General features: G+C 63.4%; 19 protein-coding genes, 3 tRNA genes and 2 pseudogenes. 11 read left to right on the top strand and 13 right to left on the bottom strand.

Annotation, left to right across the window (positions count from 1 at the left end):
- Positions 1 to 75 precede the first annotated feature (75 nt).
- Complete coding sequence (gene tig, locus ABMD26_RS19150) at positions 76 to 1,386, bottom strand: trigger factor (protein ID WP_134723210.1); 1,311 nt, start codon at positions 1,384 to 1,386, stop codon at positions 76 to 78.
- 312 nt (positions 1,387 to 1,698) lie between these two features.
- Here tig and ABMD26_RS19145 point away from each other — a divergent pair.
- Positions 1,699 to 3,132: pseudogene (locus ABMD26_RS19145) on the top strand (GAF domain-containing protein); the annotation flags it as partial.
- A 139-nt stretch (positions 3,133 to 3,271) separates the two neighbouring features.
- Entirely contained in the window at positions 3,272 to 3,868 is a 597-nt protein-coding gene (locus ABMD26_RS19140; RefSeq protein WP_354311843.1) for a sensor histidine kinase, read from the top strand.
- A gap of 101 nt (positions 3,869 to 3,969) precedes the next feature.
- On the opposite strand, the gene ABMD26_RS19135 is transcribed toward ABMD26_RS19140, so the two are convergent.
- The 3 genes from ABMD26_RS19135 to ABMD26_RS19125 form a co-directional block, all read right to left on the bottom strand.
- A tRNA-Leu gene (locus ABMD26_RS19135) sits at positions 3,970 to 4,054 on the bottom strand.
- Positions 4,055 to 4,111: 57 nt separating this feature from the next.
- A tRNA-His gene (locus ABMD26_RS19130) sits at positions 4,112 to 4,187 on the bottom strand.
- Positions 4,188 to 4,228: 41 nt separating this feature from the next.
- Positions 4,229 to 4,305, bottom strand: a tRNA-Arg gene (locus tag ABMD26_RS19125).
- A 290-nt stretch (positions 4,306 to 4,595) separates the two neighbouring features.
- Here ABMD26_RS19125 and folD point away from each other — a divergent pair.
- Entirely contained in the window at positions 4,596 to 5,450 is an 855-nt protein-coding gene (gene folD / locus ABMD26_RS19120; RefSeq protein ID WP_354311252.1) for a bifunctional methylenetetrahydrofolate dehydrogenase/methenyltetrahydrofolate cyclohydrolase FolD, read from the top strand.
- 113 nt (positions 5,451 to 5,563) lie between these two features.
- Here folD and ABMD26_RS19115 read toward each other — a convergent pair whose 3' ends face one another.
- From ABMD26_RS19115 to ABMD26_RS19090, 6 genes and pseudogenes are all read right to left on the bottom strand, one after another.
- Positions 5,564 to 7,309: an ABC transporter substrate-binding protein gene (locus ABMD26_RS19115; RefSeq protein ID WP_056843585.1), complete on the bottom strand. Its 1,746-nt coding sequence runs from the start codon at positions 7,307 to 7,309 to the stop codon at positions 5,564 to 5,566.
- Between the two features lie 46 nt (positions 7,310 to 7,355).
- Positions 7,356 to 7,628, bottom strand: a complete 273-nt coding sequence (locus tag ABMD26_RS19110) for a DUF2160 domain-containing protein (protein ID WP_049858855.1) — start codon at positions 7,626 to 7,628, stop codon at positions 7,356 to 7,358.
- A 10-nt stretch (positions 7,629 to 7,638) separates the two neighbouring features.
- A complete protein-coding gene (locus tag ABMD26_RS19105; RefSeq protein ID WP_049858856.1) occupies positions 7,639 to 8,439 on the bottom strand; it encodes a carbohydrate ABC transporter permease in 801 nt (266 codons plus the stop codon).
- A gap of 7 nt (positions 8,440 to 8,446) precedes the next feature.
- Complete coding sequence (locus ABMD26_RS19100) at positions 8,447 to 9,313, bottom strand: carbohydrate ABC transporter permease (protein WP_049858857.1); 867 nt, start codon at positions 9,311 to 9,313, stop codon at positions 8,447 to 8,449.
- A complete protein-coding gene (locus tag ABMD26_RS19095) occupies positions 9,310 to 10,407 on the bottom strand; it encodes an ABC transporter ATP-binding protein (RefSeq protein WP_354311248.1) in 1,098 nt (365 codons plus the stop codon). Before ABMD26_RS19095 ends, ABMD26_RS19100 begins: the two co-directional genes overlap by 4 nt.
- Positions 10,407 to 11,502 (bottom strand): annotated as a pseudogene (locus tag ABMD26_RS19090) (ABC transporter ATP-binding protein). Before ABMD26_RS19090 ends, ABMD26_RS19095 begins: the two are co-directional and overlap by 1 nt.
- A 256-nt stretch (positions 11,503 to 11,758) precedes the next feature.
- Here ABMD26_RS19090 and ABMD26_RS19085 point away from each other — a divergent pair.
- Positions 11,759 to 13,567: a sigma-54-dependent Fis family transcriptional regulator gene (locus tag ABMD26_RS19085; protein ID WP_354311246.1), complete on the top strand. Its 1,809-nt coding sequence runs from the start codon at positions 11,759 to 11,761 to the stop codon at positions 13,565 to 13,567.
- Positions 13,568 to 13,576: 9 nt separating this feature from the next.
- Here the strand turns inward: ABMD26_RS19085 and ABMD26_RS19080 are convergent, their stop codons facing one another.
- Complete coding sequence (locus ABMD26_RS19080) at positions 13,577 to 14,407, bottom strand: IclR family transcriptional regulator (protein WP_354311244.1); 831 nt, start codon at positions 14,405 to 14,407, stop codon at positions 13,577 to 13,579.
- Positions 14,408 to 14,639: 232 nt separating this feature from the next.
- Between ABMD26_RS19080 and ABMD26_RS19075 the strand changes: the two genes are divergently transcribed.
- Genes ABMD26_RS19075 through ABMD26_RS19045 form a run of 7 tightly spaced genes read left to right on the top strand, consistent with a single transcriptional unit; the run spans position 14,640 to position 21,123 of the window.
- Complete coding sequence (locus ABMD26_RS19075) at positions 14,640 to 15,665, top strand: ABC transporter ATP-binding protein (protein ID WP_122743545.1); 1,026 nt, start codon at positions 14,640 to 14,642, stop codon at positions 15,663 to 15,665.
- Positions 15,662 to 16,507 (top strand): ABC transporter permease, encoded by an 846-nt coding sequence (locus ABMD26_RS19070; protein ID WP_049858863.1) that lies wholly within the window; start codon positions 15,662 to 15,664, stop codon positions 16,505 to 16,507. The genes ABMD26_RS19075 and ABMD26_RS19070 overlap by 4 nt, the downstream gene beginning before the upstream one ends.
- Before the next feature lie 3 nt (positions 16,508 to 16,510).
- A complete protein-coding gene (locus ABMD26_RS19065; protein ID WP_056843590.1) occupies positions 16,511 to 17,305 on the top strand; it encodes an ABC transporter permease in 795 nt (264 codons plus the stop codon).
- On the top strand, positions 17,305 to 17,595 hold the full coding sequence (locus ABMD26_RS19060; RefSeq protein WP_354311240.1) for a (2Fe-2S)-binding protein: 291 nt from the start codon (positions 17,305 to 17,307) through the stop codon (positions 17,593 to 17,595). Before ABMD26_RS19065 ends, ABMD26_RS19060 begins: the two co-directional genes overlap by 1 nt.
- The gene (locus ABMD26_RS19055) at positions 17,592 to 18,947 is read left to right on the top strand and encodes an FAD/NAD(P)-dependent oxidoreductase (RefSeq protein WP_354311238.1); all 1,356 of its coding nucleotides are present in this window, start codon (positions 17,592 to 17,594) and stop codon (positions 18,945 to 18,947) included. Before ABMD26_RS19060 ends, ABMD26_RS19055 begins: the two co-directional genes overlap by 4 nt.
- Entirely contained in the window at positions 18,944 to 20,086 is a 1,143-nt protein-coding gene (locus ABMD26_RS19050) for an NAD(P)/FAD-dependent oxidoreductase (RefSeq protein ID WP_354311236.1), read from the top strand. Before ABMD26_RS19055 ends, ABMD26_RS19050 begins: the two co-directional genes overlap by 4 nt.
- On the top strand, positions 20,083 to 21,123 hold the full coding sequence (locus ABMD26_RS19045) for an ABC transporter substrate-binding protein (RefSeq protein ID WP_049858868.1): 1,041 nt from the start codon (positions 20,083 to 20,085) through the stop codon (positions 21,121 to 21,123). Before ABMD26_RS19050 ends, ABMD26_RS19045 begins: the two co-directional genes overlap by 4 nt.
- A 155-nt stretch (positions 21,124 to 21,278) precedes the next feature.
- Here ABMD26_RS19045 and cysS read toward each other — a convergent pair whose 3' ends face one another.
- On the bottom strand, positions 21,279 to 22,661 hold the full coding sequence (gene cysS / locus ABMD26_RS19040; protein WP_134723219.1) for a cysteine--tRNA ligase: 1,383 nt from the start codon (positions 22,659 to 22,661) through the stop codon (positions 21,279 to 21,281).
- Positions 22,662 to 22,690: 29 nt separating this feature from the next.
- Positions 22,691 to 24,388 carry a glutamine--tRNA ligase/YqeY domain fusion protein gene (locus ABMD26_RS19035; RefSeq protein WP_134723220.1) on the bottom strand — a complete coding sequence of 566 codons (1,698 nt, stop codon included), beginning with the start codon at positions 24,386 to 24,388 and terminating at the stop codon, positions 22,691 to 22,693.
- Between the last annotated feature and the right edge of the window lie 70 nt (positions 24,389 to 24,458).

Genomic DNA, 24,458 nt, shown 5'->3' with positions numbered 1-24,458 from the left:
CAAATAGTCATGTCTTGAAAACGCACAAGCCAGCGCGAGGCTGGCTTGTGGTTGAATTTCCAACGAGTTGGACAATCAGTCGGCTTGTGCTGCTTCCGCCGGTTTGACTGCTTCTTCGTAAGAGACCGCTTTATCGGTCACCTTAGCCTTCTGCAGAACAGTATCCACAACTTGTTCTTCCAGCACAACCGAACGGACTTCGTTCAGCTGCTCGTCATTTTTGTAGTACCAGGCTACAACCTGCTCAGGCTCCTGGTAGGCCGAGGCCATTTCCTGGATCAGCTCGCGTACGCGTGCTTCGTCAGGCTTGAGCTCGTTCTGCTTGACCACTTCGGCGACGATCAGACCCAGCACGACGCGGCGCTTGGCCTGTTCGGTGAACAGCTCCGCCGGCAGTTGGTCCGGCTTGATGTTGCCACCGAACTGCTGAACGGCTTGAACGCGCAGGCGATCGACTTCGTTGTCCAGCAGCGCCTTGGGCACTTCGATCGGGTTGGTCGATACCAGACCGTCCATGACCTGATTCTTGATCTTGGCCTTGATGGCCTGACGCAGCTCGCGCTCCATGTTCTTGCGAACTTCGGCGCGGAAGCCGTCGAGACCGGTTTCCTTGATGCCGAACTGACCGAAGAACTCTTCGTTCAGCTCAGGCAGCTTGGCTTCGGAAACGCTGTTGACGGTGACGGTGAACTCGGCGGCCTTGCCGGCCAGTTCGAGGTTCTGGTAGTCCTCGGGGAAGTTCAGGTTCAGCACCTTCTCTTCACCGGCCTTGGCGCCGACCAGACCGTCTTCGAAACCGGGAATCATGCGGCCCGAACCCAGTACCAGCTGGGTACCGCTGGCCGAACCACCGGAGAACGCCTCGCCTTCGATCTTGCCGACGAAGTCGATGTTCAGCTGGTCTTCGGTCTGGGCAGCGCGCTCGACCTGCTCGTAACGCACGTTCTGCTTGCGCAGCACTTCGAGCATGTTGTCCAGGTCGCTGTCGGCGACGTCGGCGCTCAGGCGCTCGACTTCGATGCTGTCGAACGCGCCGACTTCGAATTCGGGGAACACTTCAAAGGTAGCGATGTATTCCAGATCCTTGCCCTTCTCGAACACTTTCGGCTCGACGGCGGGTGCACCGGCTGGGTTGAGCTTCTGCTCGACCACGGCTTCATAGAAAGAAGCCTGGATGACGTTGCCCAGAGCTTCCTGGCGCGCGTCAGCCTCGTAGCGCTGACGGATGACGCTCATAGGCACCTTGCCTGGACGGAAGCCCGGGATCTTGGCGTTACGGGCGGTCTGTTGCAGACGCTTGTTGACTTCGGCCTCGATGCGCTCGGCGGGAACACCGATGGTCATGCGGCGCTCGAGAGCGGAAGTGTTTTCAACAGAAACTTGCATGGATTTTCCTCGTTGCACAGACGTTAGCCGGCCATTTCCGACCCCAGATCAAGGGCAAGCATTCTAGTGGCTCGAACTCAAGAAGTCACCCTATGCACATGGATGCGCGGAAAGTCGCTGCAGAAACCGTCCAACGGCAGCAAAACAAGGCCTGTTCAGGGATGAAAAGTGATCTCTCGGACAACTTTTGCAAGACAATGATGGGCCCGCTGGTATTCTGTCAGCGGATAAAGTCATTACCTTGCACCTCTATGCGGAGAGCACGACCATTCTGTCGTTTCCGGTAACAATGCCCATCATCGCAGGACCTTCATGGCCATAAACCCCGTGCCGCTGGTTTCCCTCGCCAATTGCGAGGACGAGCCCATCCATCGGCCGGGCGCGATCCAGCCTCATGGCGCACTGATCGCGCTGGATGCCGAAGGTCGCGTATTGAGCCGCAGCGCCAACCTGATGGCGACCATCGGGCTGGATGTACTGCCGGGCAGCACGCCGGACGGCGAGTTGCTGGGCGGCGATGTCCTGGCGCTGATCGCCGAGGGGCTTGCCAGCAGCGATCACTGGGCCAACAGTGTCGAAAGCGTGCTGCTCGGCCGCCTGTTCGACGTGGTTGCCCATCGCCATCTGCAGATCCTTTATCTGGAGTTCGAGCCGCGCCGTACGGCCAGCGGCTCCTTCAGCCAGTTCGCCCTGTACGCGCAACGCATCATCAGCCAGATGCAGAACCGCCACGACATCGATGCCCTGCTGAGCCGCGTGACCCAGGAAATCCGCAACATGACGGGCTACGACCGGGTCATGGCCTATCGCTTTCGTCCCGACCTGTCCGGCGAGGTCATCGCCGAGGCCCATCGCGAAGACCTCGAAAGCTATCTGGGCCAGCGTTACCCGGCCTCGGACATCCCTGCCCAGGCTCGCCTGCTCTATATATTGAATCCGATTCGCCTGATCGCCGACGTGACCTATGCGCCAGCGCCACTGATCCCGTCACTGGATCCGCGAACCGGCCAGCCGTTCGACCTGAGCTTCAGCACCCTGCGCAGCGTTTCACCGATCCACTGCGAGTACCTCACCAACATGGGCGTGCGCGCCTCGATGAGCGTTTCCATCGTCGTGGGTGGCAAGCTGTGGGGGCTGTTCTCCTGCCACCACATGTCGCCCAAGACGATGGCTCACCCCTTGCGCATGTCGTTCCAGGTCATCTCGCAGGTCTGCAGCGCACTGGTCGAACGCCTGGAACACAACCTGGCCACACAGACCCTGAAGCAGGCAAGCGACCAGCAACAGAGACTCATGACCCTGGCCCGCGACTCCGAAGATCTGGTCAGCGCCCTGGCGGGTGATCCGGACAATATTGCCTCGCTGATTCCCTGCGATGGTGCTGCAGTGGTGATGTCGGGACGTACCCAGAGCATCGGCGGGCATTTCGACGCCCTGTGCCGCCAGGTGCTCGAACACGTCGAACAGGACCCGAACCTCGAGGTGTTCCATACCGAGCATTGGCAAGGCTCGGCAAGCGAGCGCAACACCAGCGGCTACTGCGGCATTCTGGCGGTCCGCTTCCACCGACAGGAATCGGGTTGGGTCATGTGGCTGCGCAAGGAAGAAATCAACAACGTGCGCTGGGGCGGCAAGCCGGAGAAGATCATCAAGGTCGGGCCCTCGGGCGCCCGGCTGACACCCCGAGGCTCGTTCGAAGCCTGGGAAGAAGTGGTGCGCGGACGCTCGGCCAGCTGGGGGGATACCGACATCGCCATCGCCGAGAAGCTGCGGCGTGACCTGGTCGAGTTGTGCCTGAGCCGTGCCAGCGAGATTGATGGCATGCGCCAGCGCCTGATCGCGATGCTCGGTCACGACCTGCGCAACCCCGCTGCAGTCCATTTCCATGGCCGCCGCCATGCTGTCTTCGAACGAGACGCGCGACACCGAACTGCGCAAGCACATCAGCCACTCCAGCGGTCGCATGGAACGGCTGATCAGCCAGATCCTGGAGATGAGTCGCCTGCAGTCGGGTCTTGGCATCATGGTCAATCGGGTCGACACCGATCTGTCGACACTGGTGGAAAGCATCGTCCACGAAACCGCCGTGGCTTTTCCCGGCCTGACCATCGAAGCCCGCATCGAGCCGGACGTACGCGCCATGGTCGATCCGGATCGCTACGCGCAGGTCATCACCAACCTGCTGGGCAATGCTCGCTACCACGGCACGCCCGACACACCGGTACTGATCAGCTTGAGCACCGAACAGCAGAACACGCGATTGTCCGTGCTCAATCAGACCACTCCGGTGGCGCCCGAGCGACTGGCGACGCTGTTTCAGCCGTTCAAGCCGCACAGCGCCGAGAACCTGCGCAACAAGAACGGCCTGGGGATCGGACTGTACATCTCCCAGGCAATCGCGGTGGCTCACAGCGGCAACCTGAGTGTGGAGCAGAACGGCAATGTCATTACGTTCAGCATGGTCCAACCGGTGGAGGCGTGAAGCCTTGAGCGGGTGAAGCGCTCGCCAAATCGCAGACACGAAAAAGCCGCCCTGAGGCGGCTTTCACGTTGAGCGGCAGGCCTGGACCTTGCCATTCTGGTTGGTGCGGACGAAGAGACTCGAACTCTTACACCTTTCGGCGCTGGAACCTAAATCCAGTGTGTCTACCAATTCCACCACGTCCGCGTGTAGCTTTTAAAGCAAAGGCGCCGGATCGGTAAGAATCGGGCGCCTTTCGGAATATGGGGTGGACGATGGGGATCGAACCCACGACAACAGGAGTCACAATCCTGTGCTCTACCAACTGAGCTACGCCCACCATATTGCGTTTACTGCGTTACTTGTGCCAAAGCTGCCTAATGGCGCACCCGGCAGGACTCGAACCTGCGACCATCCGCTTAGAAGGCGGATGCTCTATCCAGCTGAGCTACGGGCGCTTTTGAGTCTGTAGTCCTTGCAGATTACAAATCCAGAGCTTCAGTCGGTGATGACAAACAAGCTTTGAAACCGCTTGCTTTGCCCTACCTTCTTCACCAGTGCTAGGCCCTGCCCGACAAGTGCGACGAATGTTATAGACGAGCCTTGGGGTCGTCAACTCTTTTTTCAAAAAAATTCATTTAATTAAAGGGCTTAGGAGGTTTCGCGAAGCAAGCGCCTTTGCCCTGGGCGTGCGACATGCGAGAATGCGCGCACATTTTCATTCCTTTTCGATGGTTAATCACGCGTCATGACTGCACAACTTATCGACGGCAAGGCGATCGCCGCCAACCTGCGCCAGCAGATCGCTCAACAGGTTGCCGAGCGTCGTCAGCAGGGCCTGCGCACGCCAGGGCTCGCGGTGATTCTCGTGGGCACCGACCCCGCTTCCCAGGTCTATGTATCGCACAAGCGCAAGGACTGCGAAGAAGTCGGATTCGTTTCCCGCGCCTTCGACCTGCCGAGCACGACCTCGCAGCTGGAGCTCGAGACGCTGATCGACACCCTCAATGCCGATACCGATATCGACGGCATCCTGTTGCAGTTGCCGCTGCCCGAGCACCTGGATGCCTCGTTGCTGCTCGAGCGCATCCGCCCGGACAAGGACGTCGATGGTTTCCATCCTTATAACGTCGGTCGCCTGGCCCAGCGCATTCCGTTGCTGCGCCCCTGCACCCCCAAAGGGATCATGGCGCTGCTGGAAAGCACCGGCCAGGATCTGTACGGGATGGACGCAGTGGTAGTGGGTGCTTCCAACATCGTCGGTCGGCCCATGGCCATGGAACTGTTGCTGGCAGGCTGCACGGTGACCGTGACGCACCGTTTCACCAAAGATCTGGCGGGCCATGTAGGCCGCGCCGACCTGGTGGTGGTCGCTGCCGGCAAGCCGGGGTTGGTGAAGGGCGAATGGATCAAGGAAGGCGCGATCGTGATCGACGTGGGCATCAACCGTCAGGCCGATGGCAAGCTGGTGGGCGATGTCGTGTATGAAACCGCCCTGCCCCGCGCCGGCTGGATCACGCCGGTGCCAGGCGGCGTAGGTCCGATGACCCGCGCCTGCCTGCTGGAAAATACCCTCTATGCAGCACAGGCCTTGCACAAGTGATGTGAGCCTTGTTCGCGGCCAATGACCGCTCCTACGGATGAATCGATGTCCTGTAGGAGCGGTCCGTGGCCGCGAAGCAGGCGCCTCGGTTCATCAGACGCACCGCAGCGCTGCTATTTCCTTGCATCCTCCCACGACTTGACCAGTTCGGCGTAGCCCACGGTCTGGCCCTGGGGTTTTTCGTTGGCCAGTTTGGGCTTGGGCGCGCCGGGTTGGTCGAACCAGTACTGGGCGTCGCGCTCGGGGTTCATCTTCGGCCCACACACCGGCTGCACCTTGCTGCGTTCCAGGCGGGTCATGATCGCGTCCTGATCCTTGGCCAGGCCGTCGAGCGCCTGCTGCGGGGTCTTCTCGCCGCTGGCCGCCTCGGAAATGTGACTCCACCATAGCTGCGCCAGACGTGGATAGTCAGGCACGTTGGTGCCGGTCGGGGTCCACTGCACGCGGGCCGGGCTGCGGTAGAACTCCACCAGACCACCCAGCTTCGGCGCCAGATCGGTCATGGCCTGGGAGTTGATGTCCGATTCGCGAATCGGGGTCAGGCCGACGATGGTCTTTTTCAACGACACCGTCTTCGACGTCACGAACTGCGCATACAGCCAGGCAGCCAGACGCTGCTTCTCGGGGGTGGACTTGAGGAAGGTCCAGGAACCGGTGTCCTGATAGCCCAGTTTCATCCCCTCCTCCCAGTACGGGCCCTTGGGTGATGGCGCCATGCGCCACTTGGGCGTGCCGTCGTCATTCATCACCGGCAGGCCGGGCTTGGTCATGTCGGCGGTGAACGCGGTGTACCAGAAGATCTGCTGGGCGATGTTGCCCTGGGCCGGTACCGGTCCGGATTCGGAGAAGGTCATGCCCTGGGCTTCGGGTGGTGCGTAGGCGCGCATCCAGTCGACGTACTTCTGGGTGGCATACACGGCGGCCGGGCCGTTGGTGTCGCCGCCTCGGGTCACGCTGGAACCCACCGGATGGCAGTCCTCCACGCGAATGCCCCACTCGTCCACCGGCAAGCCGTTGGGCAAGCCCTTGTCGCCACCACCGGCCATGGAGAACCAGGCATCGGTGAAGCGCCAGCCCAGTGAAGGGTCTTTCTTGCCGTAGTCCATGTGCCCGTAGATGCGCTTGCCGTCGATTTCCTTGACGTCTTCGGAGAAGAACTTGGCGATGTCTTCATAGGCGGACCAGTTGACCGGAACCCCCAGCTCATAGCCGTAGATCTGCTTGAACTTGGCCTTCAGCTCGGGCCGTTCGAACCAGTCGGCGCGGAACCAGTACAGGTTGGCGAACTGCTGGTCGGGCAACTGATAGACCTTGCCGTCGGGTGCGGTGGTGAAGGAGATACCGATGAAGTCTTTCAAGTCCAGGGTCGGCGAGGTGGCTTTCTTGCCCTCGGGGCTGGCCATCATGTCGGTGATCGACTCGCTCTTGCCGTAGCGAAAATGCGTACCGATCAAATCCGAATCGTTGACCCAGCCGTCGTAGATGTTCTTGTCCGACTGCATCTGGGTCTGCAGCTTCTCGACCACGTCGCCTTCCTGCAGCAGGTCGTGGGTGAGCTTGATCCCGGTGATTTCGCTGAACGCCTTGGCCAGGGTCTTGGCTTCGTATTCGTGGGTGGTCAGCGTTTCCGACACGACGTTGATGCTCATGCCGCGGAAAGGCTTGGCCGCCTCGATGAACCACTGCATCTCCGCCATCTGTTGCTCGGGCGTGAGGGTGGACGGCTTGAATTCGGCGCCGACCCATTTCTTCGCCGCGTCCTCGTAGGCATCCGCCCATGCTGCGGCGCTCAGGCCAGCGCACGCCAGTGCGGTCGCCAGGGCAATGCTATGTCGCAATTTGTTGTTGTTCTTGTACATAGTGACCTCCTGTTTGAAATTTTCGCGCTGCGCAGATCCGCATGGCTCAGCCCCAACGCATTACCGCCAGCAACCACACCAGGGACAGCGTCGAGGCGACCCAGATGTTCCAGTCGGTCACGCCGATCACCAGCAGGTGCAGGTAGGCGCTTCCGAGAAGACCGATGAACAAGCGGTCGCCACGGGTGGTGGCGATCGGCAGAAATCCGCGCCGTTCGGTGCAGGGCACGCGCAGTTCGTAGAACGTCATGCCGGCGAGCAACAGCGCGATGGCGCCGAAGAACAGGGCAGTCGGTAGAGTCCAGGCCATCCACTCCATCACAGGCTCCTCATACGCGGCCCAGGGCGAAGCCCTTGGCCACATGGTTGCGAACGAACCAGATCACCAGCATGCCGGGCACGATGGTGAGCACGCCGGCTGCGGCCAGCACGCCCCAGTCGATACCCGAGGCGGAAACCGTACGGGTCATCACCGCCGCGATCGGCTTGGCATCGACCGAGGTCAGGGTGCGCGCCAGCAGCAGCTCGACCCACGAGAACATGAAGCAGAAGAAGGCCGTCACGCCGATTCCCGAGCCGATCAGGGGCATGAAGATCTTCACGAAGAATTTCGGAAAGCTGTAGCCATCGATGTAGGCGGTTTCGTCGATCTCCTTGGGCACGCCGGACATGAAGCCTTCCAGGATCCACACCGCCAGCGGCACGTTGAACAGGCAGTGCGCCAGGGCCACGGCAATGTGGGTGTCGAACAGGCCGATGGAGGAATACAGCTGGAAGAACGGCAGCAGGAACACCGCCGGCGGGGCCATGCGGTTGGTCAGCAACCAGAAGAACAGGTGCTTGTCGCCCAGAAAGCGGTAGCGCGAGAAGGCATACGCGGCCGGCAGCGCAACGCTGAGCGAAATGAGCGTGTTGAGGCTCACGTAGTACAGCGAATTGATGTAGCCGGTGTACCAGCTCGGGTCGGTGAAGATCACCCGGTAGTTGGCCAGGGTGAACTCATGGGGAAACAGCGTCAGCCCGCCGAGGATTTCGCCGTTGCTCTTGAACGACATGTTCAGCAGCCAATAGATGGGCACCAGCAGGAACAGGATGTACAGCAGCAGGGGGATCAGTTTGCGCTTGTTCATGGCCGCCTCAACCTTGCTTGTCGTTGTGGGTCATGGCCGTATAGAACAGCCAGGACACCAGCAGGATGATCAGGAAGTACACCAGCGAGAAGGCCGCGGCCGGGCCCAGGTCGAACTGCCCCACGGCCATCTGGGTCAGGGTCTGGCTGAGGAACGTGGTGGCGTTGCCCGGCCCGCCGCCGGTCAGCACGAAGGGTTCGGTGTAGATCATGAAGCTGTCCATGAAGCGCAGCATCACCGCGATCAACAGCACGCTTTTCATCTTCGGCAGCTGGATGTGACGGAACACCGCCCAGTTCGACGCACGGTCGATGCGCGCAGCCTGGTAGTACACGTCGGGGATGGCGCGCAGGCCCGAATAGCACAGCAGTGCCACCAGCGAGGTCCAGTGCCACACGTCCATGATCAGCACCGTGACCCAGGCATCCAGGGTATTGGAGGCATAGTTGTAGCTGATTCCCATGGCATTGAGCGTGTAGCCCAGCAGACCGATGTCGGCGCGGCCGAAGATCTGCCAGATGGTGCCCACCACGTTCCACGGAATCAGCAGGGGGATGGCCATGACGATCAGGCACAGCGACGACCAGCGGCCCTTGGCCGGCATGGTCAGGGCGATGGCGATGCCCAGGGGTATTTCGATCAGCAGCACGCAGGCCGAATAGATGAACTGGCGCAGCAGCGAGTCGTGCAGGCGCGGGTCCTGCAGGACCTGGCGGTACCAGTCGGCGCCCACGAAATAGCGGCTGGATTGATCGAAGATGTCCTGCACCGAATAGTTGACCACGGTCATCATCGGGATCACCGCGCTGAAAGCCACCAGCAGGAACACCGGCAGCACCAGCCACCAGGCCTTGTTGTTCTGGACCTTGTTCATGGGTGCACCTCCAGCAAGCGATCATCGGCGTAGACCATCAGCCACTGCGCGGGGAAGCTGATGAACACGGTGCCTTCCGGCACGGCGCGGTCCTCGGGCAGGCGCACCTTGAAGGTCTGCCCGCCGAGCGCAAGGGTCAGGATCTTGTAGGTGCCCAGGTCTTCCAGGTGCACCCGTTCGCCGTGCAGGGCGGCCTCGAAGCTCTCGTCCCAGACGCGGATGAACTCGGGGCGAATGCCGATCTGCAGGCGTTGCCAGCCGCCCAGGGCGATCCGCGCCTGCAAGGCTTCCGACAACGGCACGTGAATGCCGCCGAAGCCGACGCCGCCACGCTCGGGCAGCACGTCGACCAGGTTCATGCCGGGGCTGCCGATGAAGTAGCCGACGAAGGTGTGCGCCGGTCGTTCGAACAGCTCGCGCGGGGTGCCGAACTGGACGATCTGGCCGCCGTACATCACGGCGATCTTGTCGGCGAAGGTGGAGGCCTCAAGCTGGTCGTGGGTGACGTAGACCATGGTGATGTTGAACTGCTCGTGGATCTGCTTGAGCTTGCGTCGCAGTTTCCACTTCAGGTGCGGGTCGATGACCGTCAGCGGCTCGTCGAAAAGGATCGCCGACACGTCATCGCGGACCAGGCCGCGGCCCATCGACACCTTCTGTTTCTCGTCGGCGCTGAGGTTGCGCGCCTTGCGCTGCAGCAGTCGCTGCAGGTCCAGGACTTCGGCGACTTCCTGCACCCGGGCCTGCACCTGCTCGGGCGACTTGCCCTGATTGCGCAGGGGGAAGGCCAGGTTGTCGAACACCGTCATGGTGTCGTAGACCACCGGGAACTGGAACACCTGGGCAATGTTGCGCTGCTCGGGCGGCAGGTCGTTGACCACCTTGCCGTCGAACAGCACCTGCCCGTGGGACGGGCTGAGCAAACCGGAAATGATGTTGAGCAAGGTCGATTTGCCACAGCCGGACGGGCCGAGCAAGGCATAGGCGCCGCCCTGCTCCCAGATGTGATCCATCTCGCGGATCGCATAGTCTTCGGGCGCCGACGGGTGCGTGCTGTAGCTGTGCGCCAGGTGCTGCAAACGGATCTCGGCCATCAGGCAGCCCTCGCCACACGCAGGCCGGGGGCCTGGACCAATTGCCCACCGGGCTGGAACACGAACAGCTTGTGGGTCGGGATGTATACCGGTATCGCCGCGTCCACGGCGTAGTCGTGGACCCCCGGCAGGTGCAGCACCAGGGAGAAATACTCGTTGCGTACGTGCAGGAAGGTCTCCGAGCCGCTGATTTCCGCCAGCTCCACGGTCACCGCCAACTCCAGGTCATCGTCGTTGCTCGGCGTCAGGCCGATGTGGCTGGGTCGTACGCCGAAGCGGTAGTCGCCATCCGGGACGGCGGACAGATCAACGTTGCGAGCGAAGTGGACGAAGTTGGCGAAGCTGACTTCCTGGCCGCCGATGCGGCCATCGATCAGGTTGATCGGTGGCTCGGAGAACAGTTCGGCCGCCAGCACGCTGGCCGGCCGGTGATAGACCTCAGACGTCTTGCCGCTCTGGATCACCCGCCCTTCGTGCAGGATCGTGGTCGTGCCGCCCAATGCCAGGGCTTCGTTGGGTTCGGTGGTGGCATAGACGGCGATGGTGTGGCGAGTCAGGAACAGTTCGCGCATTTCGAAGCGCAGTTCTTCGCGCAGCTTGTAGTCGAGGTTGACCAGGGGTTCGTCGAACAGGATCAGCTCGGCATCCTTGACCAGCGCTCGGGCCATGGCCGTGCGCTGTTGCTGGCCACCGGACAGTTCCAGTGGATGGCGCTTGAGGAACGGCTCGATGCGCAACATGCGCGCGGTCTGCAGCACCCGCTCTTCGATCTGCTCGCGGGCCATGCCGGCCTGGCGCAGCGGTGAGGCAATGTTGTCGAAGACGGTCATGGTCGGGTAGTTGATGGAACTGCTGGTAGACCATGGAGACGTTGCGTTGGCGTACGGGCTTGCCGGTCACGTCCACGCCGTTCATCAACACTCGGCCCTGATCGGGTTTGTCGAGGCCGGCCATCAGCCGCATCAGGCTGGTCTTTCCGGACAACGTGCGTCCCAGAAGGACATTGAACGAACCGGGTTCCAGTACCAGCGATGCGTTGTCGATGTACAACTGGTTTTCCACACGACGAGTGACCTGCTCGAGCACAAGGGACATGGCGGCGCCTTTTTTATTATTGGAAGCGGTTGCAGCTTTGCGTCGGTACGACTGCTGGCAAACCCAGAGCGATAACCGTGCCAATTGCCGTGTGCCATGCCGGCAGGCGCGAGCCAAACGGTTCGGGCGCAGGTGTGGGCCGGAGGTCAGGTTCGCCCCTGAACAAAAATGAACGCCTGGCGCATTGACAATGAACAACCGTGAACAACACTGCATGAACAAAAACAACAAGGCCGCGCGCCGGGATACCTGAACCATGTCCGTATCCAACCCAACCCTCGCCCACGATCAACTCATTCAACGCTCCTGGGCGCGCTGTCGCGAAGCGGGGCTGGAGCATCATCACGTACCGCGTTTCGAGCCATTGGCGCGCGTTGCGCTGCAACAGATGCTCGACGGTCACCAGGCCTTGCTGCACACCACCCACCGCGAGGTGTTGCCCTATTACGAACACATCCTGGGCAACTCGCGTTGTCTGATCCGCCTGGCCGACCCGCAGGCCCGTCTGCTCAGGTCCTGGGGTGCGCAGCCCGGCGCGGGTGCCGGTCATCTGGGCCATGCGCCTGGCGCCTGTTGGCTGGAAGCGGCCGCCGGGACCAATCCGATCGGCACCGCGCTGGCCTGCCGCCAGGCCGTGCATGTCGAGCCGGACGAACACTTCCTGCTGGCCAACCGCCTGATGAACGGTTCGGCTTCACCGATCTTCGATGCCCAGCGGCAGATGGTGGCGGTACTGGACGTCTCCAGTGACAGCCACCTGCCGCCTTCGCATACCCTGGGGCTGGTGAAGATGATGAGCCAGACGGTCGAGAACCGCCTGATCCTGGAGGCGTTCGCCGATCGGCATCACCAACTGATTTTCAACACCGGGGTGAACAACCTCGACAGCCAGTGGGCCGGGTTGCTGGTGTTCGACGACAGCGGTCAAGTGCTGGCCGCCAATCGTCGCGCCGACAGCCTGCTGGGTGCCGAGTTGCCTGGCCTGACCCTGCAACAGCTGTTCCGACTGACGCCCCAGGCTCTGCTCGACCATCCGCCGGAGCGCACCTTTGCCCTGCAACCGCCAGGACGCAGCCGCCTGCAATGCCTGCTCAAGAAGCCCGCCCTGCGTCCTGCGCCGCCCGCCGCGCGACGGGGTTCCGACCCGCGCCTGGACAAGGCCTTGCAACAAGGGCTGCGCCTGCTGGAGAAGGATGTGCCCTTGCTGCTGCGCGGCGACACTGGCACCGGCAAGGAGGTGCTGGTCAAGGCCTTGCACCGGGCCAGCAGCCGCGCGTCGTGCCCACTGATTGCGGTCAATTGTGCGGCGATTCCCGCCGAACTGGTCGAGTCGGAGCTGTTCGGCTACGAACGTGGCGCCTTCACCGGCGCCAGCCACAAGGGCAGCCCCGGCCTGGTGCGCAAGGCCGACAAGGGCATCCTGTTCCTCGACGAGATCGGTGACATGCCGCTGCCCACCCAGGCGCGGCTGTTGCGCGTGCTGCAGGAGCGCTGCATCCAGCCGCTGGGGGGCGGCGATCCGATACCGGTCGATATCCGCCTGGTTTCCGCGACCCATGAAGACCTGCGCCAACGGGTGCAGGCCGGGTTGTTCCGCGAGGATCTGTACTACCGCCTGGCGGGCATGACCTTGCACCTCCCGACCCTGAACGAACGCAGCGACAAGCGCGAACTGATCGAGCAGGTGTGGGAAACGCACCGCGAAGCGCAGCAGACCGCCGGTTTCAGCGACGATGTGTGGGCGGCCTTCATGGTCCATCCCTGGCCGGGCAACGTGCGCCAGCTGGCGGCGGTGGTCAAGGTGGCGCTGGTGCTGGCCGATGAGGACGTCATTGGCCTTGAGCATCTGCCTGAAGATTTCCTCCTCGAAGCCGGCCCGCAACCGGCGCAGGCATCCGTGCTGGCATCCGCCCCGGCACGGCCACTGCTGACCCTGGCCAAGGTCAGCGACCTGGGTGAGCTGCTGCAGGCCAGCGACGGCAACATCTCCCGCCTGGCCCGGCGCCTCGGTGTCAGCCGCAATACCTTGTACAAGCGCTTGCGCGCGCAGGGCCACGCGCTATGAGCTGTGGATTCAGCTCTTGCCGAAAGTCTGCGACGGTCGGCGCAGGGTCGGGTCGAAGGGGTTCAGGCGCGGGCCGATGGCGGCGGCCTCGCGCTTGAGCAGTTCGACCACCGTGGGCAGTCGGTCGGGGCCGAGCCGGTCGCTGATGGTGGCGACGCTGAGGGCTGCGACCGCATGGCCGTCGCGGTCGAGTATCGGCACCGCCAGGCCCGCCATGCCAGGCAACACGCCGGTGTTGCGCGCGGCATAACCGAGCTGGCGCACGCTGGAGACCTCCGAACGCAGCAGCACTTCGTCGTACAGGTGCAGGTCCCTGAGCCGCGGCAGGTTGTAGTGGATCACGGTTTCGCGCTCGTCTTCGGGCAGGAACGCGAGGATGGCCAGACTGCCCTGGCCTACCCCCAGTGCGACGCGGCCCCCGATGTCGCCGGTGAAGGTCCGAATCGGATAGGGCCCTTCGCTGCGGTCCAGGCAGATCGCGTCGAAACCACTGCGCGCGAGCAGGAACAGCGAGTCACCCAAAGAGGCCGACAACCGCAGCAGGCTGGGCCGTGCCAGCTCGCGCAGGTTGCTGCCGTTACCGGCACGCGCGGCCAGGGCGAAGAATTCCAGGCTCAGCCGATAGCGTTTGCTGCGGGCATCCTGCTCGACCATGCCCTCCTCCACCAGCCCGCGCAACAGCCGATGGGTGGTGGGTTGCGACAGACCGATGCGCTCGGCGAGCTGGATCACCCGCTCACCCTCGGCTGGCGCAGCCGACAAGCCACGCAACACGGCGAACAGCCTGGACACACTGCCTACACCCGGCTCGGTATTCCGTTCAGTGGAATCATTATCCATAACTTGAGCACCTGATTTCATTGAAAGGATTAATTCGAAAATACCTACCCGCTCAGTGAAATAAGCGCTTTCGCCATCCTAGCCTTCGTCCTACTCTTCGTCCACGGGGCGAGACCAACAATAGCCGGCAGCCGACTCAGATCGAGCGCCACCCCACTGCAGGACCCCTTTCGCCTCTGCCCTCGATCAACGCACCGCACATGCGGCCGACAATGACAGGTAGAACGCAGCCATGGCCTTTCTCGAACTTCAAGCACTGTGCAAACGCTACGGATCCGTACAGGCCGTGGTGGCGACCGACCTGAGCGTCAGCCAGGGCGAGTTCGTCTCGCTGCTCGGCCCTTCGGGCTGCGGCAAGACCACCACGCTGCAGATGATTGCCGGTTTCGTCGACGTGACCAGCGGCCGGATCGTCCTCGACGGACGCGACATCACCCACGCCAAACCCAGCAGCCGCGGCCTGGGCGTGGTGTTCCAGAGCTATGCGCTGTTTCCGCACATGAGCGTGCGCGACAACGTCGCGTTCGGTCTGAAGATGCGCAAGGTGAGCAATAGCGACATTCGCACCCGCGTCGACCAGGTGCTGGCGCTGGTGCGCCTGACCGCGCATGCCGAGCGCTATCCGCGGGAGCTTTCGGGAGGCCAGCGCCAGCGCGTGGCCCTGGCCCGTGCCCTGGTGATCCAGCCGCCAGTGCTGCTGCTCGACGAGCCGTTGTCCAACCTCGACGCGAGCCTGCGCGAGGAGATGCAGTTCGAGATTCGCCGCATCCAGTGCGAAGTCGGCATCACCACCCTGATGGTGACCCATGACCAGGCCGAAGCCCTGTCCATCAGTGACCGGGTGGTGGTGATGCAAGCGGGCCAGGTCACTCAGATCGATGAACCCTACAAACTGTACGAGCACCCGCGCACGCCGTTCATCTCCGGCTTCGTCGGCAAGGCCAACCTGCTGCCCGGCGAATACGACGCTCTGGGCCAGCCACAGGCGCTGGCTCAGGCAGGGGACGGCGAACTGATGTTGAGCCTGCGCCCGGAGAAGATCGACATCTGCAACGCCGGCGAAGGCCGTATTCAAGGTCGCATCGTCACCCGCTACTTTCTGGGCAGCCAATGGTTGTACCGCCTGGACACCGCCTTGGGCGAGATCACCGTGGTGCGCCGCAACGATGGCAGTGCACCGCTGGCAACCGGCATCACTGTCGGCCTCGACTGGCCGCACGAACTGCTTCGCGTCCTGGATCACGAGGTCTGCGCATGAGCCGCGGATACCTGCTGTCGGCGCCGGCGCTGGCGCTGTTCGTCGCCCTGCTGATCGTGCCGCTGGGCCTGACGCTGGTGCTGTCCTTCAACCTGTTCGACTACGAGGTGGGGGTCAAGAGCGACAGCTATACGCTGGCCAACTACGCCAGCCTGCTCAGCGACAGCTACTTTTACGAAATCTTCTGGCGGACCTTCTGGATCAGTGCGCTGGTGACCCTGCTGTGCGTGGTGATCGGCGTACCGGAGGCTTACATTCTCAGCCGCATGGGTACCCCGTGGCGCTCGATCTTCCTGATCCTGATCCTCACGCCGCTGCTGATTTCAGTGGTGGTGCGCGCCTTCGGCTGGAGCCTGCTGCTGGGTGCCGACGGGCTGATCAACCAGGCCATCGCCGCGCTGGGCGGACGCCCGCTGAAAATGCTCTACACACCGTTCGCGGTGATTCTGGCGCTGGTCCACGTCATGCTGCCCTTCATGATCATCCCGGTCTGGACCTCGCTGCAGAAGCTCGATCCGGCCGCCGAGCAGGCTGCGCAGTCGCTGGGCGCAAGCCAGGCGAAGGTGATGCGCAGTGTGGTGCTGCCGCAGATCATGCCTGGGGTGCTGTCGGGCACGCTGATCGTCTTCGGCCTGGCGGCCAGCTCGTTCGCCATCCCCGGCCTGCTGGGTGGCCGACGCTTGAAGATGGTCGCCACGGTGGTCTACGACCAGTACCTCTCGGAACTCAACTGGCCCATGGGCGCGACCATTGCAGTGGCGCTGTTGCTGGCCAACCTGCTGATCATGCTGTCCTGGAACCGCCTGGTCGAAGGTCGCTACAAGAAAGCCCTGGGGGAATGATCGATGTCCAAGAACGGTCCGTTGGCCCTGTCGTTTCATGCCCTGGTGGTGGTGTTCATGCTGGCTCCGCTGGTGGTGGTGTGCCTGGTGGCGTTCACCCCGGAGAACACCCTCACCCTGCCCACCTCCGGCTTTTCCCTGCGCTGGTTTCGCGCGGTGTTCGAGCGCGCCGACTTCATCGACGCGTTCTATAACAGCCTGATCCTGGCAGTGGTGGCCGCGACCCTGGCGACCTTGATCGCCGTACCGGCGGCGCTGGCGATCACCCGTTATCACTTTCCGGGACGCAACTTTCTCAATGCGCTGTTTCTGTCGCCGATCATCATTCCGCACCTGGTGCTGGGTGTGGCCATGCTGCGCCTGTTCGCGCTGATGGGCGTCAATGGCAGTTTCGTCTGGCTGATGCTGGCTCACGTGGTGGTGATCACACCCTATGTGCTGCGCCTGGTGATCGCCGCCGCCATCGGTATCGATCGCAGCGCGGAACAGGCGGCGGAGTCGCTGGGCGCAAGTCGGTTCACCCTGTTTCGGCAGATCACCTTGCCGATGATCCTGCCGGGGGTCGCCGGAGGCTGGTTGCTGGCGTTCATCAACAGCTTCGACGAGGTGACTCTGTCGATCTTCGTTACCTCCCCCGCGACCCAGACCTTGCCGGTGCGCATGTACGTATACGCCACTGAATCCATCGACCCGATGATGGCAGCGGTGTCGGCGCTGGTGATCGCCCTGACCGCCGCGACCATGATTCTGCTCGACCGGGTGTATGGGCTGGACCGCGTACTGGTGGGGAAAAACTGATGGCCTTGTTCAAGCGTCTGACCGAACTCGATCGGCCTTCGGTGCCGTTCACCCTCGACGGACAGGCCGTGAGCGGCCTGGCAGGGGATACCCTGCTCACCGCCGTGCTGACCTGCGCCGACCATGTGCGTGGCAGCGACTTCAGTGCCCAGGCCCGTGCCGGCTTCTGCCTGATGGGCGCCTGCCAGGACTGCTTGGTACGGCTGGGTGACGGCCGCAGGGTGCGTGCCTGCGCCACGCCCCTGGAAGCGGGCATGCAGGTCGACCGCGACCTGGGGCGGCGCTCGTGAGCGCGGTGGTGATCGTGGGCGCCGGACCGGCTGGCATCCGTGCGGCGCAGACCCTGGCTGCCCACGGCCTGCGGCCGTGCCTGGTGGACGAAGCCCTGCAGGGTGGCGGCCAGGTCTACCGGCGTGCGCCGGGTAATTTCCAGCGCTCGGCCAGTCAACTTTATGGCTTCGAAGCGCGCAAGGCTGGGGCGGTGCATCAGGCGCTGGACGCGCTGCGCGCGCAGATCGACTACCGCCCCGACACGCTGGTGTGGAACGCCGAGGATGGCCACCTGCACACGCTCAGTCAGCAGCGGGTCGGCACTATCCAGTACGACCACCTGTTGATTGCCACCGGCGCCACCGACCGCATCCTGCCAGTACCCGGCTGGACCTTGCCCGGCGTGTACAGCCTCGGCGCCGCGCAGATCGCGCTCAAGGCCCAGGGTTGCGCCATCGGCGAACGAGTGGTCTTCGCGGGCAGCGGGCCGTTGCTGTACCTGGTGGCCTACCAGTACGCCAAGGCCGGCGCACGGGTGCTGGCCGTGCTGGACAGCTCGCCCTTCGGTGCCCAGGTCGCTGCCCTGCCACGGCTGTTGCTTCAGCCTGCGAACCTGGCCAAGGGCCTGTACTACCGGGCCTGGCTGACTGCCCATGGGATTGCCGTGCATCAGGGCGCGACCGTGGTCGAGGTCGTCGGCGAGCAAAAAGTCGAAGCCGTCACCTGGCAACGCGCTGGCAGCCGACACAGCCTGGCCTGCGATGGACTGGCCTTCGCCCATGCTTTGCGCAGCGAAACGCAACTGGCGGATTTGCTGGGCTGCGAATTCAGCTGGAGCCCGCTCAACCGGGCTTGGCTGCCAAGCCGCGACGAGGCCGGGCGCAGCAGCGTGCCGAGCGTGTACCTGGCCGGCGACGGTGCCGGGATCATGGGCGCCGATGCGGCGGAAATGGCCGGCGAGCGCGCAGCATTGGCCCTGCTCGAAGACATGGGCATCACCATTGACAGCGAACGTGGCCCACAGCTCGAGCGGCAGCTGGCGCGCATCCAGGGGTTTCGCGTCGGCCTGGAAGCCGCATTCCCGTTCCCCGAGCAGTGGGCCAGCCTGGCCCCCGACGACTTGATGCTGTGCCGATGCGAGGAAATCAGTGTTGGCGAGATTCGCCAGGTGGTCGCCCACGGCCACACCGATATCAACCGGGTCAAGGCCCATTGCCGGGTCGGCATGGGCCGGTGTCAGGGGCGCATGTGCGGCAGCGCAGCGGTGGAAATCATCGCCCAGGCGGCCGCGTGTTCACCGCAGCAAGTCGGTCGCCTGCGCGCCCAGGCGCCGATCAAGCCGTTGCCCTTCGGTGTCGAGGTGCAGCCATGAGCCGCGTCGCTGAAACCGATGTGATCATCATCGGCGGCGGGATCGTCGGTGCGTCGGCGGCTCTGATGCTGACGTTGCACGGTCAGCGCGTGGTGCTGCTGGAGCGCGATTTCTGTGGATCGCGCTCCAGTGGCGTGAACTACGGCGGCGTACGCCGTCAGGGGCGTTCGCTGGTGCAACTGCCCCTGTCCCAGCGTGCCCATGAACTGTGGAGCGACCTGCCCGGTTTGATCGGTATCGATGGCGAGTATGTCCGTTCGGGCCATCTGAAGCTGGCCCGCAGCGACACCGACATGGCCAAGCTGCAAGCCTGGGCCAACGCTGCCGCTGATTTCGACCTGGGTGTGGAGTTGCTTGACCACGGTCAGCTGCGCAAGCGGTTTGCCTGGGTCGGCGACGTGGCGGTCGGCGCTTCGCTGTGCAGCGGTGATGGGCATGCCAATCCGCGCCTGGTGTCGCCGGCTTTCGCAGCCGCCGCCCGGCGGGCCGGTGCACGGATCGTGGAGCAGGTTCAGGCGCTGGCCTTCGACCATGACGGCCACGCGTTCGAGGTGTCCTGCAGCAATGGCGAACGGCTGCGCGCGCCCTGGCTGCTCAACTGTGCCGGGGCCTGGGCCAATCACATTGCCGAGCAATTCGGCGAGCACGTACCCATGACCAGCGGGCACCCGGCCATGCTGGTCACCGAGCCGCTACCGGTGGTCATGGACGTCAGCACCGGTGTCGAAGGTGGCGGTATCTATGCTCGCCAGGTGGCACGGGGTAACTGCGTGCTCGGCGGCGGGCAGGGTTTTGCCCTGGACCCCTTGCGGGCGCGACCCGGCCAGCTGGCCACCCTGGATATCCTGCGCAACGCCGTCGAGTTGTATCCGTTCCTGCACGGTGCACAGGCGATCCGTACCTGGAGCGGGACCGAAGGTTATCTGCCCGATCGTGAGCCCGTGATCGGACACAGCCAGGTACAACCGGGCCTGATCCACGCCTTCGGCTTTGCCGGGGCCGGTTTCCAGATCGGCCCCGCCGTCGGTGAAGCCTTGTCGCAACTGGTCGTCGAGGGCCGCAGCCAGGCGCCGATCGACGCGTTTTCCATCCAACGCTTTTCTCCCCTTGAACTGCATAAAGGAAGGTCGCTTTCATGAAGCCAGTCAAACGTACGGTTCACGCACTCTCCCTCGCCGCCCTGCTGGCCGCCACCGGCGCCCAGGCCGGGCCCACGCTGTACCTGGGCATGAACGGCGGCACCATGGAACGCCTGTACGCCGACAAGGTGCTGCCGGCGTTCGAACAGGCCAACGACGTGAAGGTGGTCATCGTGCCCGGCACCTCTTCGGACATTCTCGCCAAGGTTCAGGCGAGCAAGGACAATCCGCAGATCCACGTGATGTTCCTCGATGACGGCATCATGTACCGCGCCATTTCCATGGGCTTGTGCGACACCCTGCAGGACAGCGACGGCCTGGCCGCGATACCGGCCAAGGCGCGGATCAAGGACCAGGCGGCCGCGGTCAGCCTGGGGGTGACCGGACTGGCCTACAACACGCGCCTGTTCAAGAAGAATGGCTGGGCTGCGCCGACTTCGTGGATGGACATGGCCGACAGCCGCTTCAAGGACAAGTTGGTGTTCCAGTCGCTGGCGTCATCGACCTTCGGGCTGCACGGCTTCCTGATGTTCAACCGGCTGCAGGGTGGCAGCGAAACCGACGTCGAGCCGGGGTTCAAGGCGTGGCCGAAGACGGTGGGCCCCAATGTGCTGGAGTACATCGCCAGCTCCGCGAAGATTTCCGAGATGGTCCAGACCGACGAAGCGGCGCTGTTCCCGCTGACGCCGACTCAGGTGACGGCCCTGAAACTGCGCGGTGTGCCGGTTGAATACGCGCAGCCCAAGGAAGGCGCGGTGGTGCTCAACGTGGCCGAGTGCGTGATTGCCAAGAACGATCAGCCCGAGCTTGCGCAGAAGCTGGCGGCCTATCTGCTGAGCCCCGAGGCGCAAGCGCCGGCGCTGGAAGAAGGCGACCAGATACCGTCCAACCCCAACACGCCGACCACCGAAAAGACCCGTGGTCAGGTGCAGGCGATGGAGAAGTACCTGGAGACGGCAGTGGCCATCGACTGGGACCAGGTCAACCAGCTCCGCCCCGCCTGGAACGCCCGCTGGAGCCGCTCGATCGAGCGCTAGGGGAAAACCGCTTTGCCTGGTTCGCGGCCAGTGACCGCTCCTACGCAAGATCCGCAGGAGCGGTCACTGGCCGCGAAAGCCGCAACGCGTTCCAACCCAGACACCGCAGCGTCTGGTTCGCGGCCGACGACCGCTCCTACGGGGAATGTGCTTTATCAGTCCGCCAACCGCCAGGTCGTGACACCTTTGCTGTCTTCCAGCACCACACCCATGGCCGTCAACTCGTCGCGGATGCGGTCCGATTCGGCCCAGTCCTTGTTGGCGCGGGCCGCCAGGCGTGCGGCGATGAGGGTGTCCACCTGGGCCGCATCGACGCGACCGGCTGCGCCGGCTTGCAGGAATTCGTCGGAGTCCAGCTGCAATACGCCGAGCAATCCACCCAATTCGCGCAGGCGGCCGGCCAAACCCGCGGCAGCGTCGACATCGCTGTCGCGCAACCGGTTGATCTCGCGCACCAGATCGAACAACACCGCACAGGCTTCCGGCGTGCCGAAATCATCGTTCATGGCATTGGCAAAGCGTTCGACGAATGCCTCGCCACCCGCCGCCGCCACCTTGGGCAAGCCCTTGAGCGCATGGTAGAAACGCTCCAGCGCGCCCTTGGCCTCTTTGAGGCTGTCTTCGGAGTAGTTGATCGAACTGCGGTAGTGGCTTGAGACCAGCAGGTAGCGCACCACCTCGGGCTGATACTTCTCCAGCACATCGCGGATGGTGAAGAAGTTGTTCAACGACTTGGACATCTTCTCGCCATTGATACGGATCATCCCGCAATGCAGCCAAGCGTTGGCGTAAGGCTTGCCGGTGGCCGCCTCGCTCTGGGCGATCTCGTTCTCGTGGTGCGGGAATTCCAGATCGTTGCCACCGCCGTGGATGTCGAAGGTGTCGCCCAGGCAGCAGGTGGACATCACCGAGCACTCGATGTGCCAGCCCGGACGGCCAGGACCCCAGGGTGATTCCCAACTCGGTTCGCCAGGCTTGACGCCCTTCCACAGGACGAAATCGAGCGGATCCTGCTTGGCCTCTTCCACTTCGATGCGCGCACCGATGCGCAGGTCTTCGATCTTCTTGCGCGACAGCTTGCCGTAGCCCTGGAACTTGCCGACCCGGTAGTACACGTCGCCGTTGCCCGGCGCGTAGGCGTAGCCCTTGTCGATCAAGGTCTGGATCATCGCCAGCATGCCCGGGATGTGGTCGGTGGCACGCGGCTCCTGGTCCGGCTTGAGGATGTTCAGGCGCGCTTCGTCCTCGTGCATCGCATCGATCATGCGCGCGGTCAGGGCATCGAAGCTTTCGCCGTTGTCCCGCGCACGGTTGATGATCTTGTCGTCGATGTCGGTGATGTTGCGCACATAGGTCAGCTCATAGCCGCTGTAGCGCAGCCAGCGGGTGACCAGGTCGAAGGCGACCATGCTGCGCCCGTGGCCCAGATGGCAGTAGTCGTACACGGTCATGCCGCACACGTACATGCGCACCTTGTTGCCGTCCAGCGGCGTGAAAACCTCTTTGCTCTTGCTCAGCGTGTTGTAGATATTCAGCACAACGATTCCTCAACTTGGCCTGGCGAGGCTCAGCCCCACGAGTCACGCAGGGTGACGGTACGGTTGAACACCGGACGACCGGGTTGCGTGTCGGCCAGGTCGGCGCAGAAATAGCCTTCGCGTTCGAACTGGAAACGATCTTCCGGCGCGGCGTTGGCCAGCGACGGCTCGGCGCGACAGCCACGCAGTACCTGCAGGGAGTCGGGGTTGATGTTGTCGAGGAACGTGGCGCCGTCTTCGGCCTTCTCCGGGTTGGCCGAACGGAACAGGCGATCGTACAGACGCACTTCGCACTCGACGCTGGCGGCGGCCGGCACCCAGTGGATCACGCCTTTGACCTTGCGCCCTTCCGGGTTCTTGCCCAGGGTGTCCGGGTCGTACGAGCAGCGCAGTTCGACGATGTTGCCGTCGGCGTCCTTGATCGCTTCGTCGGCACGGATCACGTAGCTGCCGCGTAGACGCACTTCACCGTTGGGTTCCAGGCGCTTGTAGCCCTTGGGCGGCGCTTCCATGAAGTCATCGCGATCGATGTACAGCTCGCGCTCGAAGGGCAAGGCGCGCACGCCCATGTCTTCCTTCGGATGGCGCGGCAGTTCGAGGTGCTCGACCTGGCCTTCCGGGTAGTTGGTGATCACCACCTTGAGCGGACGCAGCACGCACATGGCGCGCGGTGCCGTGCGGTCGAGGTCGTCACGGATGCTGAATTCGAGCATCGACATGTCGACCACACCGTCGGAACGGTTGGTGCCGATCATGTCGCAGAAGTTGCGGATCGACGCCGGGGTGTAGCCGCGACGGCGGAAGCCGGAAAGCGTCGACATGCGCGGATCGTCCCAGCCGTGCACGTGCTGCTCGTCGACCAGTTGCTTGAGCTTGCGCTTGGAGGTGATGGTGTAGTTGAGGTTCAGGCGGCTGAACTCGTACTGGCGCGGGTGCGCCGGCACCGACAGGTGGTCCAGGAACCACTCGTACAGCGGCCGATGGCCTTCGAACTCCAGGGTGCAGATCGAGTGCGTGATGCCTTCGATGGCATCGGACTGACCGTGGGTGAAGTCGTAGTTGGGATAAATGCACCACGCATCGCCGGTCTGGTGGTGGTGCGCGTGGCGGATGCGATAGAGGATCGGGTCGCGCAGGTTCATGTTCGGCGAGGCCATGTCGATCCGGGCGCGCAGCACGCGCTCGCCGTCCTTGAATTCGCCGGCCTTCATGCGTGCGAACAGGTCCAGGTTTTCCTCGACGCTGCGCTCGCGGAACGGGCTGTTGCGGCCCGGCTCGTTGAGGTTGCCGCGGTATTCGCGGGCCTGCTCCGGGGTCAGGTCGCAGACGTACGCATCGCCCTGCTTGATCAGCTCGACGGCCCAATCGTGCAACTGGTCGAAGTATTGCGAAGCGTAACGCTCTTCACCGGCCCACTCGAAGCCCAGCCACTTGATGTCGCGCTTGATGGCGTCGATGTATTCCTGGTCTTCCTTGGCCGGGTTGGTGTCGTCGAAACGCAGGTTGCAGACACCGCCGAATTCCTGGGCCAGGCCGAAGTTGACGCAGATCGACTTGGCATGGCCGATGTGCAGATAGCCGTTGGGCTCGGGCGGGAAACGAGTGACGATCTGGCTGTGCTTGCCGGCGTCCAGGTCGGCCTGGATGATCGGGCGCAGGAAGTTGGTAGGCACGGCAGGGCCATTGCCTTTGGAGGTGGGAGCGTTGTCGGCGGTGGGCTTGCTCATTGGAATCCTTGAACGAACGATGCGGCGGCAGCCAGGGTAGGCCGACCAAATCAAAGCGCTTATCATAGCC

It is taken from the genome of Pseudomonas sp. PvP001, assembly GCF_040546375.1.
In the GTDB taxonomy this organism is placed as follows: Bacteria; Pseudomonadota; Gammaproteobacteria; order Pseudomonadales; family Pseudomonadaceae; genus Aquipseudomonas; species Aquipseudomonas coleopterorum.
Note: the sequence above shows the minus strand (reverse complement) of the source record. Positions and strands in the feature narration are given on the sequence as shown.